Consider the following 15,043-nt stretch of genomic DNA (forward strand, 5'->3'; position numbering starts at 1 on the left):
CCTGAACTACCGCGCGCTTAGAAGCAAAATCAAAATCAAAATCAAAATCAAAAGCCAGAGCCAGAGCCAGAGCCAGAGCCAGAGCCAGAGCCGGGCGGCTGGTGCCGGGCAAAAAAAACCCGGGTTCTGGGGGGGGAATCCGGGTTAAGACCATTAGGAGTAAAACAAAGGTACGCGGTCCCTGAGCACCTTTATCGGCGCGCCACTTGGGGGGGATGCGCCGCGCCAACACTTCAAGTATTGGTCAGGTTTGGCACAGTGCCAGTGCTTCTCTGTTCGTTTTTTAAACAGATTTGGAATACGGCCGCCGTCCCTTCCTCCCTCAGTGCATGGCCAGGCGCCGTACTTGCAGGACAGCTTCGTCGATTAGCTGCTCGCTGGTGTAGAAATGTGGCGAAAATCGTATACCTGGCCCTCTTAGGGCACAGATCGTCTGCTCCGCCAGCAGGCTTTGATAGATCGCCGTGCTGTCCTGCCCCTGAAGGCTGAAGGTAACGATGCCCGCCCGTTTTTCCGGGGATGCGGGGCTATGCAGGCGTACCCCGGGAATACCGGCCAGGCCCTGAAGCAGTTGCTCGACCCGCAGCTGCAATTGCCGGCCGACCTCGTCCATGCCGATTTCCTCCAGCAATGACAGGCTGGCCTCCAGGGCGCACGCGCCCAGCATGTTCGGGCTGCCGCATTCAAAGCGCCTTGCGCTGTGAGCCGGCCGCCACTCGCGACGATCGAAGTCGCCCAGGTGCTCCAGCATATGCCAGCCATAGGCATGCAGCTTAAGCTGCGGGCGCAACGCCGCGCGGCAATAGAACAAGCCCAGGCCCTCGGGCCCGAGCATCCACTTGTGGCCGTCAGCCATGGCGAAATCGCACTGATAGCGCTGCACATCGAAGGGCAGGGCGCCAATCTGCTGGATGGCATCGACGCAGAACAGGACATGGCGGGCCTGGCAGCCTTCCCCGAGGCGGGGCAGGTCCAGGCGCAGGCCGCTGGCAAACTGCACGGCGCTCACGGCCAGCAGGCGCGTACGCGGGCCGCAGGCCGCCAGCAGCGCTGCTTCCGGGTCTGGCCCGGCAAGGCTCACCTCGGTCACCACGACGCCGCGCTCGCGCAACGCTTCCCACACGACACGGTTGGAGGGAAATTCCTCGTCGCTGATCACCACCTGGTCGCCGGCTTGCCAGTCGAGGCCGAAAGCGACCAGTGACAGCGCCTCGGAGGTGTTCTTCACCAGCGCGATATCAGCCCAGGAGGGGGCGTTGACCAGGCGCGCCAGCCTTTCTCGCAGCCTGCGTTCGGTGGCCAACCATTTCGGGTATCCACTCGCACCCTGGTTCACGTTGTCACGGGCAAAGCGCGCCACGGCCTCGCTGGCCCGGCGCGGCCAGGGAGCGATGGCCGCATGGTTCAGGTATCGCAGCCCCGGCGCCTGTTCGAACTCATCGTGAAACATAGACATGGTTGGATGATCCGTGCAATTTGCTGCAAGTTAGGCATAATAAACCGCTTCAATGTCATCCAGTCCTTCCTATGCAGAAAGAACCTCGTAAGGTCCGTGAGTTTCGCCGTCGCGAACAGGAAATCCTCGATACAGCGCTGAAGCTGTTCCTCGAACAGGGTGAAGACAGCGTCACCGTCGAGATGATCGCCGACGCCGTGGGTATCGGCAAAGGCACGATCTACAAGCACTTCAAGTCCAAGGCGGAAATCTACCTGCGCCTGATGCTCGATTACGAGCGTGACTTGAACGCGCTGTTGCACTCGGCCGATGTCGATCGCGACAAGGAGGCGTTGTCGCGCGCCTACTTCGAGTTCCGCATGCGAGACCCGCAGCGCTACCGGCTGTTCGATCGCCTGGAAGAGAAGGTGGTCAAGGGTAACCAGGTGCCGGAAATGGTCGAGCAGTTGCACAGCATCCGTGCGTCCAACTTCGACCGTCTGACCCAGCTGATCAAGGGCCGCATCAGCGAAGGCAAGCTCGAAGACGTGCCGCCGTACTTCCACTACTGCGCCGCCTGGGCGTTGGTGCACGGCGCCGTGGCGCTGTACCACTCGCCGTTCTGGAGCAATGTGCTGGAGGATCAGGAAGGCTTCTTCCAGTTCCTCATGGATATCGGCGTGCGCATGGGCAACAAGCGCAAGCGTGATCCGGAAGCCGCCAACTGAAGGCATTCATCGTCACCGGGTGAGTCTGGCGTGAAATGGGGACTTGCAAAAACTTGAACCATGAGTCAAGTTTTGCCAGCCCCGATTCATCCATGCCGGAGTCATCCATGATCGTCGATCGTCAAGGCAGGCGTTTTCGCAACCTGCGCGTCAGCCTGACGGCTGCCTGTAACTACGCCTGCAGCTACTGCGTGCCGGACGGCAAGCGCCTGGTCGCGGCCCAGGATGAACTGTCGGCGGAAACCTTGGCACGGGGTGTGGCCTACCTCATTGAAGCTGCCGGCATCGAGCGTTTGCGCATCACCGGTGGCGAGCCACTGGTCAGCCCTCGGCTGGATGCCTTTCTGGCAGCTGTGGCGAAGCTTGACCTTGATGACATCACGCTGACCACCAACGGGCAGCTGCTCGCCCGCAAGCTGCCGCAACTGCAGGCGGCTGGCATTCGCCGCTTGAACGTCTCCCTCGATACCCTCGATCCCCAGGCATTCCGCCGGATCGCCCGTGGCGGTGATCTGGCCAGCGTGTTGGCAGGCATGGACCAGGCCAGTGCCATGGGCATGCGGATCAAGGTCAACATGGTGCCGATGCGTGGGCAGAACCTAGATCAAGTGCTACCGATGCTCGACTACTGCATGGCGCGTGGTTTCGAACTGCGCTTCATCGAACTTATGCGCATGGGGCACCTGGCCCGGGACAACAATGCGTTCCTGCAGCAGTTTGTCGGGCTTGATGCATTGCTCGATGTGATCGGCGGCCGATATGGCTACCAGCAGGTCGACGCACCGCTGGATGCCACGGCGCTGCGCTACCAGATCCCGGGTCACGGCCATTTCGGCGTCATCGCCAACGAAAGCGTGCCGTTCTGCCGAACCTGCTCGCGCCTGCGTCTGTCTTCTACCGGCTGGCTGCACGGCTGCCTGTCCTCCGGCAATCGCCACTTTGTCGGCGACCTGCTGGAAAAACCCCGTCATCAGGCGCTGCCTGGCTTGCAGCGGCTGCTGGTAAAGGCCTTGGCAGACAAGCAGGAACTGGCGTTTTCCGGGGGTGTGACGGTGATGAAGGTGATTGGCGGCTGAAGCTGGCGCAAAAGCTGCATCCGCCGGCTATTCGCCGGTTTTTCGTCACCGGCCACTGGAGGAAAGATGCGTAGCCTGGTCTTGCTGCTGACGCTGATGGCGTTGGGCGGCTGCATGAATGTCAGCGATATGGGCGAGGGCGTCCGTTACCACATGAGCGATGTTGGCTTGCTGGACCACAGCGATACCCGTCGTACCCTGTCGATTCGCCTGCAGCCGGATTCGTTCATCTTCATCGGTCAGGGCGCGTTCATGCCACCAGGCAAGGGTCCGGTGCCGAAGCAGAATGCGGTGGCCGATGAGGCATTCAAGAGTTTCATCGAGTATTTCCCGTTGGTGCGTCGCGCCCAAGGGCCGCTTGGCCTTGAGGAAGCGATTGCCCAGGCCCGCTCGGTAGGCGCCGACTATGTGCTGTATACCCGCTTCGCCCGCACGGATGACCGTATCGGTAATGGCGACGAATGGTTTGACGAGCAGGCCGTCGATCGCTTGGGTTGGGATACCGGTGTGGTGCAGATGATGCTGATCGAGACCAACACCCGCTACCTGATCGACACCGCACGAATCAAGAGCCGCGGCGGTTTGTTGACGTTCCACGACAATTCGCCCCAGGATTTGCTTGGCGCACCGATGCGCGAGTACGCTCGTAGCCTTCTGGGCATGAGCGAGTGAGGGCAGGGTGATGACGGATTCCGGCAAGGCCAACGATCTATTGGCGCAGATCCCCAAGCACAAGGGGCTGCCGCCGGTGCATCTGTGGAACCCGGATTTCTGCGGCAATATCGACATGCGTATTGCCCGCGATGGTACCTGGTACTACCTGGGTACGCCCATCGGGCGCAAGCCGATGGTTCGCCTGTTCTCCACCATCATTCGCCGCGATGGCGATGACTATTTCCTGATCACCCCGGTGGAGAAGGTCGGCATTCGCGTCGATGATGCACCATTCGTGGCGGTGACGCTGGAGGTGCTGGGCAGTGGTGAGGCGCAGGTGCTGCGCTTTACCAGCAATGTCGAGGATCAGGCCGAAGCGGGGCCGCAGAACCCGTTGCGGGTCGAGATCGATCCGGATACCCAGGAGCCGGCGCCTTATGTGCTGATGCGCAACAACCTCGAGGCATTGATCCATCGCAATGTGTTCTACCAGTTGGTCGACCTGGCGGTGCCGCGGGTTATCGATGGCGAGGAATGGCTCGGGGTATGGAGCCATGGTGTGTTTTACCCGATCGGGCGCAATTGTTGAGCGCGCGCTCCCGGCTGGCCCCCTGCTTTTTCTCCTGATTGGCCGTTTTCGCCCTGTGCCACTGGGCCTAACCTGCAGGCACTTGCCAATCAGGAGAACCACCGTGAAATCTGCCAACTTTTCTTTTGCCTTGCTTATTGCCGCTGGCCTGTTCGGTGGTCAGTCCGCAGCCTGGGCGCACGGCGACGCCGCTGACCAGGTAAAAGTCCTGCAGCAACAACAGCCCTCGAATGCCCCGGGCAAGAGCGCTGTCATGCTCACGGTCAGCTATGCCCCTGGGCAGGCTTCGCCCGCCCACCAGCATCCGGGTGCGGTCATGGCCTATGTACTGCAAGGTGCAGTGGTATCGAAACTCAACGACGAGCAGGAAAAGACCTACAAAGCCGGTGAGTACTGGTACGAAGCGCCCGGCACCGTGCACAGCGTATCGCGCAATGCCAGCAAGACCCGGCCTGCCAAGTTGCTGGTGTGGAGCCTGGTGGATGAAGGCAAGCCAGTCACTTTGCCCTACTCCGGGGCGAAATCAGCGCGCTGAGCGTGACACAGCCGGCTCGTCACCGCTTGCACCAGTGCTTGGTCCCATACCTGGCTTGGCGCGAGCTGTACGTTGTGGGTGTAGAAAGGCGGCAGGTTCTGTGCGAGTCGAGCGACCTCTTTGCCCGTCCGGCCCGCTGGCAGCAGCACGTACTGCAGGCTGGAAGGGAAGGACGGTGCGGTGTTGCGCTCCACGGTGGAGCCATAGGCGCCAAGGGTCATGACCGCTTCGCTGCCAGTCGGGTCTGGAAAGACAAGCATGATGAATGTGCAGTGTCGCGGGTGTGTCAGGTGCTCCCGCGCTTCGTAGCGAACCAGTGGGTCGACATGGTTCATCAGGGTCCAGCGCAGGGCCGCATAGCTGCGGGTCGTTTCCATGAATGCGCTGCGAATGGGCGAGCGCTTCTCACTGCCGCCCAGGCATGACAGCAGGTTGCCGAAAGGATCGAGCAACGCGACTGCGTTGAAGGTGTCCGCCTGGCTCGCCGTCTCTAGCAGAGGTTGCGCCAGCTCTGGTCCGGCAAGGCGGGGGTTGTCACTTTTGCAGCGCAGGCTCCAAGGGCTCAGGTTGGACAAGGCTTGGCGCACCTTGCTGTGCAGCGGCAGGCTGCTTGGGTCCTTGAGTTCAGACGGAGGCAGGCCGGCAGTGCTGCTTTCATCGTGGACCGTATTCACGCTGGTTTCGAACAGAGAGCTGGTGAGGCTGGCGGTCGCGGCTTCGATGCGTTCGCCTGCGTAGATCGGGCCTGCGAGGGGGCCTGCATATTCCCGATCCAAAGGGGCATCAATCGCGTAGTAGCCCCAGGTAGCTTGCGCGACCTCTTGCAGTGCCGCAGGTAAGCCGGGGAAGTTGAAGCAGGCGTTATGGTTGATGCCGGCGAAGGTGTCCAGAGCACTGACCGCGACATTGAAACCGGCTGTCAGCAAGGCCCCCGCGCACATGGCGCAGGGGTCGAGCGTGGTTACCAAGGTCAGCGCGTGGGTGGGGGGCAGGGCCAGGCGCTGCTGATTCTCGAAATACCAGTCGATCAGGCGTCGTTCGCCATGGGCTGTCGGGTCATGCAGCCTGAAGGCAGGCTGCGCCTCGCTGTTTGGGGAAGGCTTGAGCACGCTGTTGTGCAGGGCGACCAGCACCTTGCCGGTGGCGTTTTCGATGATGCATCCACCCACTGCGAATGTTGCTTGTCGGCTTGCCAATAGTGCCTGGTTGGCGGCGATCGCAACCGCTTGCTGGGCGTTGTGAGTAATATCGTTCACGCTGATCGAGGCTCTGCAGTCGTCGAGTGGACGTGGACGATACAGCAGTGTTGTGCCGGCAGGGGTAAAAAGAAGTGCAACAAAAAACCTCCAGTGCTTGCGCAGCTGGAGGCTTTTCAGTGTTTGGCTCCGCGACCTGGACTCGAACCAGGGACCCAATGATTAACAGTCATTTGCTCTACCGACTGAGCTATCGCGGAATCTGTGCGTATCTTACCGATTGCCAGGAGGAAGTCAAGCGACCTCCTGACAAATCAATCAGTTACAGCACTTCAACGATGGCCTTGGTGACCACGTGAATGTTGCTCTGGTTCAGCGCGGCGACGGCGATACGACCGGTATCCAGGGCGTAGATGCCGAAGTCGTTCTTCAGGCGGGCAACCTGCTCAACGGTCAGGCCCGAGTAGGAGAACATGCCCACCTGGCGGCCGACGAAGCTGAAGTCGCGGTTGGCGCCGTATTCGGCCAGCAGCGATACCATCTGCTTGCGCATGCCGTGGATGCGCTCGCGCATCTCGCCCAGCTCGGCTTCCCACATCTGGCGCAGTTCGGCGCTGTTCAGCACGGTGGCGACGATGGTCGCGCCATGGGTCGGCGGGTTGGAGTAGGTGGTGCGGATCACACGCTTGACCTGCGACAGCACGCGGGTGCTTTCGTCCTTCGAGGCGGTGACGATCGACAATGCGCCGACGCGCTCGCCGTACAGCGAGAACGACTTGGAGAACGAGCTGGAAACGAAGAACTCCATGCCCGATTCGGCGAACAGGCGCACGGCGAAGGCGTCTTCGCCGATGCCGTCACCGAAGCCCTGGTAGGCCATGTCGAGGAATGGCACGTGGCCCTTGGCCTTGACCACCTCCAGGACGTTTTTCCAGTCGTCCAGGGTCAGGTCGACGCCAGTCGGGTTGTGGCAGCAGGCGTGCAGCACGACGATCGAGCCGGACGGCAGGGCGTTGAGGTCTTCGAGCATGCCGGCACGGTTGACGTCGTTGCTCGGGGCGTCGTAGTAACGGTAGTTCTGCACCGGGAAACCAGCGCTTTCGAACAGCGCACGGTGGTTTTCCCAGCTCGGGTCGCTGATGGCCACCACGGCATTCGGCGAAATGCGCTTGAGGAAGTCGGCGCCGATCTTCAGAGCGCCAGTGCCGCCAACGGCCTGCACGGTGACCACGCGGCCAGCGGCCAGCAGTGGCGACTCGGCACCGAACAGCAGTTTCTGCACGGCCTGGTCGTAGGTGGCGATACCATCGATCGGCAGGTAGCCGCGCGAGGCGTGCTGGGCAGCACGCTGGGTCTCGGCTTCGATCACGGCGCGCAGTAGCGGAATGCGGCCTTCCTCATTGCAGTAAACGCCTACGCCCAGGTTGACCTTGTCGGTACGTGGGTCGGCGTTGAATGCTTCGTTGAGGCCCAGGATAGGGTCGCGGGGTGCCAGCTCGACAGCGGAAAACAGGCTCATTGTTACTTCGGCTCTGATTGGAGAGTGATAGGACGTACACGCTCCAGCCGAATGCACTGAAGCGGTGCACAAACGGGGAGTCAGTATAGTGATACCGACCGGTCACTGCGACAGCCTGGCGCAGCTTTTCCGGTTATTTGCGCAAATATTTTTCGACCATTGGTCGAATTGCCCGGTCCACCGTAATGCGCGCTCACAGCTTGGCCTTGATTGCGGCCCCTGGCGGGCGCATTTGGGTATAGACTACTGGCTAAATTTACAGTTGCTGCGTTACCGCGAGGTCCGTCATGTCCGAGTTCCAGCTCGTCACCCGTTTCCAGCCGGCCGGCGACCAGCCCGAGGCCATCCGCCAGATGGTCGAGGGCATCGACGCGGGCCTGTCGCACCAGACCCTGCTCGGGGTGACCGGTTCGGGCAAGACCTTCAGCATCGCCAACGTCATTCAGCAGGTGCAGCGGCCAACCCTGGTGCTGGCGCCGAACAAGACCCTGGCGGCGCAGCTGTATGGCGAGTTCAAGGCGTTCTTCCCGAACAACGCGGTGGAGTACTTCGTTTCCTACTACGACTACTACCAGCCAGAGGCCTACGTGCCGTCGTCGGACACCTTCATCGAGAAGGATGCCTCGATCAACGACCACATCGAACAGATGCGCCTGTCGGCGACCAAGGCGCTGCTGGAACGGCGCGATGCGATCATCGTCACCACCGTGTCCTGCATCTACGGCCTGGGCAGCCCCGAGACCTACCTGAAGATGGTCCTGCACGTCGACCGCGGCGACAAACTCGACCAGCGCGCCTTGTTGCGCCGGCTGGCCGACCTGCAGTACACCCGCAACGAAATGGACTTCGCCCGTGCCACGTTCCGTGTGCGTGGTGACGTGATCGACATCTTCCCGGCCGAATCCGACCTGGAGGCCATCCGCATCGAGCTGTTCGACGACGAGGTCGAGAATATCGCCGCCTTCGACCCGCTGACCGGCGAGGTCTTCCGCAAGCTGCCACGCTTCACCTTCTACCCCAAGAGCCACTACGTGACCCCGCGGGAAACCCTGCTGGAGGCGGTGGAGGGCATCAAGGAAGAACTGAAGGACCGGCTCGAGTACCTGCACAAGGCCAACAAGCTGGTCGAAGCCCAGCGCCTGGAGCAACGCACGCGCTTTGACCTGGAGATGATCCTCGAGCTGGGTTATTGCAACGGCATCGAGAACTACTCGCGCTACCTGTCCGGGCGGCCGGCCGGGGCGCCGCCGCCCACGCTCTATGACTACCTGCCGGCCGATGCGCTGCTGGTGATCGACGAGTCCCACGTCAGCGTTCCGCAGGTCGGCGCCATGTACAAGGGCGACCGCTCGCGCAAGGAAACCCTGGTCGAATACGGCTTCCGCCTGCCGTCGGCACTGGACAACCGGCCGATGCGCTTTGACGAGTGGGAGGATGTCAGCCCGCAGACCATCTTCGTCTCTGCCACCCCAGGCCCCTACGAAGCAGAGCATGCAGGTCGCGTGGTAGAGCAGGTGGTGCGCCCGACCGGACTGGTCGATCCACAGGTGGAGGTACGCCCGGCGCTGACCCAGGTCGACGACCTGCTGTCGGAGATCCGCAATCGCGTCGCTCAGGGCGATCGGGTACTGGCTACCACGCTGACCAAACGCATGGCCGAAGACCTCACCGATTACCTGGCCGACCACGACGTACGGGTGCGCTACCTGCACTCGGACATCGACACGGTGGAGCGCGTCGAGATCATCCGCGACCTTCGCCTGGGCACCTTCGATGTGCTGGTGGGTATCAACCTGCTGCGCGAGGGCCTGGACATGCCCGAGGTGTCGCTGGTGGCGATTCTCGATGCCGACAAGGAAGGCTTCCTGCGTTCCGAGCGCTCGCTGATCCAGACCATCGGCCGCGCGGCGCGGAACCTCAATGGCCGGGCGATCCTGTATGCCGACAACATCACCGGCTCCATGCAGCGTGCCATCGATGAGACCGAGCGGCGCCGCGAGAAGCAGATCGCCTTCAACCAGGCCAACGGCATCGTGCCCAAGGGGGTGGTCAAGGACATCACCGACATCATGGAAGGCGCCACCGTGCCTGGCGCGCGCAGCAAGAAGCGCAAGGGCATGGCCAAGGCGGCGGAGGAGAGCGCCCGTTACGAGGCCGAGCTGCGCACGCCGGGCGAGATCACCAAGCGCATCAAGCAGCTGGAAGAGAAGATGATGCAGTTTGCCCGCGACCTGGAGTTCGAAGCCGCCGCCCAGCTGCGTGACGAGATTACCCAGCTGCGCGAGCGCCTGATCACCAGCTGAGACCTTTCGCGGCCCGCTGTAGGAGCGGCCTTGTGTCGCGAAAGGGCTGCAAAGCAGCCCCAGCAATTTTTGCATTCAAGCTGAAATCCTGGGGCTGCTTTGCAGCCCTTTCGCGACACAAGGCCGCTCCTACAAGCGCGATATTAGTGGGCTTCTCCTGCCTTCAACCCTTCCGGCAGTTTGCGGGTCAACAGCACCGCCACCATGCTCACCGCCAGCCCGATCCCGACAAAGTGAAATGCATCGTTGTAGGCCATGATCAGCGCCTGCTGGTGGGCAATCTCGCTCAACTTGCCCAACGCCGCATTGTCGTTGCCCAGTCGCTCCGCCAGCTGAGCCAACCGTTCTGCCACCTGTGGGTTGCTCGGCACCACCGATTCCCTCAGGTAATCGAAATACACCTTGGTCCGCGCATCCAGCAAGGTCGCCAGCAAGGCAATGCCAATCGCACCGCCCAGGTTACGCAGGATGTTGAACAGGCTCGAAGCCGACCCGGCATCTTGGGGCTGGATATACGCCGTGGCGATGAGCGAAATGGTCACCATGATCATCGGCTGGCCGAGGGCGCGGATGATCTGGATATGGTTGAACTGCGGCCCGGCAAAGTCCGGGTTCAGCACCCCCGAGCCGAAGCTGGCGGCACCGAACAGGCAGAAGCCGAGGGCGCACAACAGCTTGGGCGGTATCACCTTCATCAGCTGTGGCACCAGCGGAATCAGGAACAGCTGCGGAATGCCCATCCACATGATCACCTCGCCGATCTGCAGGGCGTTGTAGCCCTGGATCTGTGCCAGGTACAGCGGCAGCAGGTAGATCGACCCATAAAGCCCCACGCCCATGCCCAGGCTGGCAATGCTCGACAGGCCGAAATTGCGGTTGCCGAGGATGCGCAGGTTGATCAAGGGGTGCGGCTTTGAAAGCTGCAGGATGACAAAGGTGATCAGGCTGATCAGGGCAACAGTCGCCAGCCCGACGATCAGGTTGGACTCCAGCCAGTCCTTGCGGTGGCCCTCCTCAAGGAAAACCTGCAGGCACCCCAGGCCCACGCCGAGGGTGACAATGCCGGCATAGTCGGTGCTTTTCAGCAGCTCCCAGTGGGCTTCCTTCTTCTCCAGCCCGTAGAGCAGGCCGGCGATCATCACCAGCCCGGGCGGAATGTTGATGTAGAAAATGTATTCCCAGCCCCAGTTCTCGGTCAGCCAGCCGCCAAGGGTCGGGCCGATCGACGGGGCGAAGGTGGCGGTCATGGCGAACATGGCCATGCCCTTGGCGCGGTGGTGCTCGGGCAACTTGATCAAGGTCAGGGTGAACGCCAGCGGGATCAGTGCGCCGCCGGTGAAGCCCTGCAGGGCGCGGAACAGGATCATGCTCTCGAGGTTCCAGGCCATCGAGCACAGCAGCGAGGACAGCAGAAAGCCGGCAGACACCCACACCGCCAGGCGCCGCGCCGACAGCAGCTGCACCAGCCAGGCGGTCAGCGGAATCATGATGATCTCCGCCACCAGGTACGAGGTGGAAATCCACGAGCCTTCCTCCAGGGTCGCTGACAGCGCGCCCTGGATGTCCTTGAGCGAGGAGTTGGTGATCTGGATGTCCAGCACCGCCATGAAGGCGCCGAGCATCACGCTCATCACCGCAATCCAGTCGCGCCGGCTTGGCTCCGCAGTAGGGCGCAGCAGTTGATCACCGGCCATCGTGGCCTTCGTCTTCGCGGCGCAGGTCGACGGTGGCGGTGACCGACATGCCAGGGCGAATGCGCCCATGCAGCGGGTTGTCGGCGGCGAAGGTCAGTTTCACCGGAATGCGCTGTACCACCTTGGTGAAGTTGCCGGTGGCGTTGTCCGGCGGCAGCAGGCTGAACTGCGCACCGGAAGCGGCGAACAGGCTCTCGACGCGGCCTTCGATCGGGGTGTCGGGGTAGCTGTCGAACAGCAGTTCGGCGCGCTGGCCCGGCTGCATCTTGCCGATCTGGGTTTCCTTGAAATTGGCCTGCACCCAGATGTTTTCATCGGGCACGATCGACAACAGGTAGGCGCCGGCCTGCACCACCTGGCCATTGCGGGCACTGCGCTGGCCGATGGTGCCGCTAAGCGGTGCGCGGATCTCGCAGCGGGTCAGGTTCAGTTCGGCCTGGGCCAGGTCGGCGCGGGCATTGGCGATCTGCGCGTCGAGGCGCTTGAGGTCGGCATTCAGGGCGTTGACCTGCTGGCGCTGGCTTTGCAAGTCGGCGCGGGCCTTGTCGACCTGGGAGCCGGCCACGTGGCTGTCTGCCGACAGGGTGGTCACCCGTTCTTCGGAGACGAAACCAGGCTTGCGCAGCTTTTCGGCGCGGCTAAGGTCCAGGCGTGAGCGATCGAAGGTGGCCTGGTTGGCAGCTACCTGGGCCTGACTGGAGGCGATCAGGCTGCCTTGCTGGGTCAGGCGGCTCTGCGCCTGGGCATATTCGGCCTCGCGGGTGGCCAGGGCGGCGCGGGCGCGCTCGATTGCCAGCTCGAAATCGGCGGCCTCCAGGCGAACCAGCACGTCACCCTTGTTGACGTGCTGGTTGTCGTCGACCCGAACCTCGTCGATACGCGCGCCGAGCTGGCTGGAGATACGAGTGATTTCGCCCTGTACGTAGGCGTTGTCGGTGCTTTCGTAGAAGCGACCTTTGAAAAACCACTCGGCCAGGAAGGCGAGGGCGATGATGGCCACCAGGGTGAAGAAGATCGCCAGGCGGCGTTTGAGTTGGGCAGGCATGAGGACTATCGTTCCAGAAATGTAAGTAATTTTAACAGCGGCACATGGCCAGTCGACAAGTGACGTTCGCGCCATTGCTGGAGCCCGGTGCCTGCTCCCTGCTAACATCCCGCCTTTGTTTCATCTTTCGTTCGAGACTCTCCATGACCACCGTTCGCACGCGTATCGCGCCATCGCCCACTGGCGACCCCCATGTCGGCACCGCCTACATCGCCCTGTTCAACTACTGCTTTGCCAAGCAGCACGGCGGTGAGTTCATCCTGCGCATCGAAGACACCGACCAGCTGCGCTCCACGCGCGAGTCGGAACAGCAGATCTTCGACGCCTTGCGCTGGCTCGGCATCGAATGGAACGAAGGCCCGGATGTCGGTGGCCCACACGGCCCGTACCGGCAGAGCGAGCGTGGCGAGATCTACGCCAAGTACGCCAAGGAACTGGTCGATGCCGGCCACGCCTTCTACTGCTTCTGCACCGCCGAAGAGCTGGAGCAGATGCGCGCCGAGCAGATGGCCCGTGGTGAAACCCCGCGCTACGACGGCCGTGCCCTGCTGCTGAGCGCCGAAGAAGTCCAGCGCCGCCTGGCCGCTGGCGAGCCGCACGTGATCCGCATGAAGGTGCCGAGCGAAGGCATCTGCGTGGTGCCGGACATGCTCCGTGGCGACGTCGAAATTCCATGGGACCGCATGGACATGCAGGTGCTGATGAAGAACGACGGCCTGCCGACCTACTTCCTGGCCAACGTGGTCGATGACCACCTGATGGGCATCACCCACGTCCTGCGCGGCGAAGAGTGGCTGCCGTCGGCGCCGAAGCTGATCAAGCTGTATGAGTACTTCGGTTGGGAACAGCCGAAGCTGTGCTACATGCCGCTGCTGCGTAACCCGGACAAATCCAAGCTGTCCAAGCGCAAGAACCCGACGTCGGTGACCTTCTACGAGCGCATGGGCTTCATGCCGGAGGCCATGCTCAATTACCTGGGCCGCATGGGCTGGTCGATGCCGGACGAGCGCGAGAAGTTCTCCCTGGCCGAGATGGTCGAGCACTTCGATCTGTCGCGCATTTCCCTGGGTGGCCCGATCTTCGACATCGAGAAGCTGTCCTGGCTCAACGGCCAGTGGCTGCGTGAGCTGCCGGTGGAAGAATTCGCCGCACGCGTGCAGCAGTGGGCGTTCAACAGCGACTACATGATGAAGATCGCCCCGCACGTGCAGGGCCGGGTCGAAACCTTCAGCCAGATTGCCCCGCTGGGTGGTTTCTTCTTCGAAGGCGCGCTCAAGCTCGATGCCAAGCTGTTCGAAAGCAAGAAACTGTCCGCCGACCAGGTGCGCCAGGTGATGCAGCTGATCCTGTGGAAACTGGAAAGCCTGCGTCAGTGGGAGAAAGAGCGCATCACCGGCTGCATCCAGGCCGTGGTCGAAGCGCTGGAGCTGAAGCTGCGTGACGCCATGCCGCTGATGTTCGCCGCCATTACCGGCCAGGCCAGCTCGGTGTCGGTGCTCGATGCCATGGAGATCCTTGGCCCCGACCTGACTCGCTACCGCCTGCGCCAGGCCCTGGACCTGCTCGGTGGTGTGTCGAAGAAAGAAAACAAGGAATGGGAAAAGCTGCTGGCCAACATCGCCTGATAGCCTTTCATCGGCCTGTAGGAGCGGCCTTGTGTCGCGAAAGGGCCGCAAAGCGGCCCCGGCGATTTATGCGCTGGCGCTGAATACGAGGGACCGCTTTGCGGTCCTTTCGCGACACAAGGCCGCTCCTATAAGGGCGCGGCGTTCCGAATCAGCGGGGCAGGGCGGTAAGTGATTGTTATCTGTGAAAAAAATTTTGAATATTTTCAAAATTTAGTTTGACAGCCCTGCAATCCGATCTTAATATGCGCCCCGTCCACAGCGATGAACGAAAACGAAACGCCAGGCACCCAGTCAGCGATTCTGTTCAGAGCGACATTGTGGGGCTATAGCTCAGCTGGGAGAGCGCCTGCATGGCATGCAGGAGGTCAGCGGTTCGATCCCGCTTAGCTCCACCAAATTCCACTTGGCAGCCAAGGCTGTCGAGCAAGACCGGGTCCAGCAACCGGGTCTTGAAGGTAAGAAGGTTCGTCCCCTTCGTCTAGTGGCCTAGGACACCGCCCTTTCACGGCGGTAACAGGGGTTCGAGTCCCCTAGGGGACGCCAGTTTTGCACAAGCGATGTTTCACGATGTCGCTGGGCCGAGAGGCTAGAAATCCGGGGCTATAGCTCAGCTGGGAGAGCGCCTGCATGGCATGCAGGAG

12 protein-coding genes and 3 tRNA genes are annotated in these 15,043 nt (G+C 62.0%); 9 read left to right on the plus strand and 6 right to left on the minus strand.

Annotated elements, in window-relative coordinates; translation table 11 throughout:
* Positions 1–322: 322 nt before the first annotated feature.
* Positions 323–1,456, minus strand: a complete 1,134-nt coding sequence (locus tag J7573_RS10505; RefSeq protein WP_294334412.1) for an aminotransferase class V-fold PLP-dependent enzyme — start codon at positions 1,454–1,456, stop codon at positions 323–325.
* A gap of 71 nt (positions 1,457–1,527) precedes the next feature.
* Between J7573_RS10505 and J7573_RS10510 the strand changes: the two genes are divergently transcribed.
* The 5 genes from J7573_RS10510 to J7573_RS10530 all read left to right on the plus strand — a co-directional run bounded on the left by J7573_RS10510 (position 1,528) and on the right by J7573_RS10530 (position 5,017).
* Positions 1,528–2,163, plus strand: a complete 636-nt coding sequence (locus J7573_RS10510; protein ID WP_110638337.1) for a TetR/AcrR family transcriptional regulator — start codon at positions 1,528–1,530, stop codon at positions 2,161–2,163.
* A 107-nt stretch (positions 2,164–2,270) separates the two neighbouring features.
* Positions 2,271–3,239: a radical SAM protein gene (locus tag J7573_RS10515; RefSeq protein WP_294334417.1), complete on the plus strand. Its 969-nt coding sequence runs from the start codon at positions 2,271–2,273 to the stop codon at positions 3,237–3,239.
* Positions 3,240–3,305: 66 nt separating this feature from the next.
* Positions 3,306–3,911, plus strand: coding sequence for a DUF4823 domain-containing protein (locus J7573_RS10520; RefSeq protein WP_294334418.1), 606 nt, complete (start codon positions 3,306–3,308; stop codon positions 3,909–3,911).
* A 10-nt stretch (positions 3,912–3,921) separates the two neighbouring features.
* Positions 3,922–4,482, plus strand: a complete 561-nt coding sequence (locus J7573_RS10525) for a DUF1285 domain-containing protein (RefSeq protein WP_294334420.1) — start codon at positions 3,922–3,924, stop codon at positions 4,480–4,482.
* Positions 4,483–4,618: 136 nt separating this feature from the next.
* Entirely contained in the window at positions 4,619–5,017 is a 399-nt protein-coding gene (locus tag J7573_RS10530) for a cupin domain-containing protein (RefSeq protein WP_294334592.1), read from the plus strand.
* Here the strand turns inward: J7573_RS10530 and J7573_RS10535 are convergent.
* The 3 genes from J7573_RS10535 to J7573_RS10545 all read right to left on the minus strand — a co-directional run bounded on the left by J7573_RS10535 (position 4,990) and on the right by J7573_RS10545 (position 7,732).
* Entirely contained in the window at positions 4,990–6,273 is a 1,284-nt protein-coding gene (locus J7573_RS10535; protein WP_294334422.1) for a nucleoside deaminase, read from the minus strand. The genes J7573_RS10530 and J7573_RS10535 overlap by 28 nt on opposite strands.
* 124 nt (positions 6,274–6,397) lie before the next feature.
* Positions 6,398–6,473: transfer RNA gene (locus J7573_RS10540), tRNA-Asn, on the minus strand.
* Positions 6,474–6,535: 62 nt separating this feature from the next.
* Positions 6,536–7,732: an amino acid aminotransferase gene (locus J7573_RS10545; RefSeq protein ID WP_103449719.1), complete on the minus strand. Its 1,197-nt coding sequence runs from the start codon at positions 7,730–7,732 to the stop codon at positions 6,536–6,538.
* 287 nt (positions 7,733–8,019) lie between these two features.
* Between J7573_RS10545 and uvrB the strand changes: the two genes are divergently transcribed.
* Entirely contained in the window at positions 8,020–10,035 is a 2,016-nt protein-coding gene (uvrB, locus tag J7573_RS10550; RefSeq protein WP_294334425.1) for an excinuclease ABC subunit UvrB, read from the plus strand.
* 143 nt (positions 10,036–10,178) lie between these two features.
* Here the strand turns inward: uvrB and J7573_RS10555 are convergent, their stop codons facing one another.
* Both J7573_RS10555 and J7573_RS10560 read right to left on the minus strand, forming a co-directional pair.
* The gene (locus tag J7573_RS10555; RefSeq protein WP_294334593.1) at positions 10,179–11,669 is read right to left on the minus strand and encodes an MDR family MFS transporter; all 1,491 of its coding nucleotides are present in this window, start codon (positions 11,667–11,669) and stop codon (positions 10,179–10,181) included.
* Positions 11,670–11,718: 49 nt separating this feature from the next.
* Positions 11,719–12,774, minus strand: coding sequence for an HlyD family secretion protein (locus J7573_RS10560; RefSeq protein ID WP_294334427.1), 1,056 nt, complete (start codon positions 12,772–12,774; stop codon positions 11,719–11,721).
* Between the two features lie 143 nt (positions 12,775–12,917).
* Here J7573_RS10560 and gltX point away from each other — a divergent pair, with 143 nt between their 5' ends.
* The 3 genes from gltX (at position 12,918) to J7573_RS10575 (ending at position 14,945) form a co-directional block, all read left to right on the plus strand.
* The gene (gene gltX, locus J7573_RS10565) at positions 12,918–14,399 is read left to right on the plus strand and encodes a glutamate--tRNA ligase (RefSeq protein WP_294334429.1); all 1,482 of its coding nucleotides are present in this window, start codon (positions 12,918–12,920) and stop codon (positions 14,397–14,399) included.
* Between the two features lie 322 nt (positions 14,400–14,721).
* Positions 14,722–14,797 (plus strand) — tRNA-Ala (locus J7573_RS10570).
* 72 nt (positions 14,798–14,869) lie between these two features.
* Positions 14,870–14,945, plus strand: a tRNA-Glu gene (locus J7573_RS10575).
* Positions 14,946–15,043: the final 98 nt, after the last annotated feature.

The organism is Pseudomonas sp. (assembly GCF_017744435.1).
In the GTDB taxonomy this organism is placed as follows: domain Bacteria; phylum Pseudomonadota; class Gammaproteobacteria; order Pseudomonadales; family Pseudomonadaceae; genus Aquipseudomonas.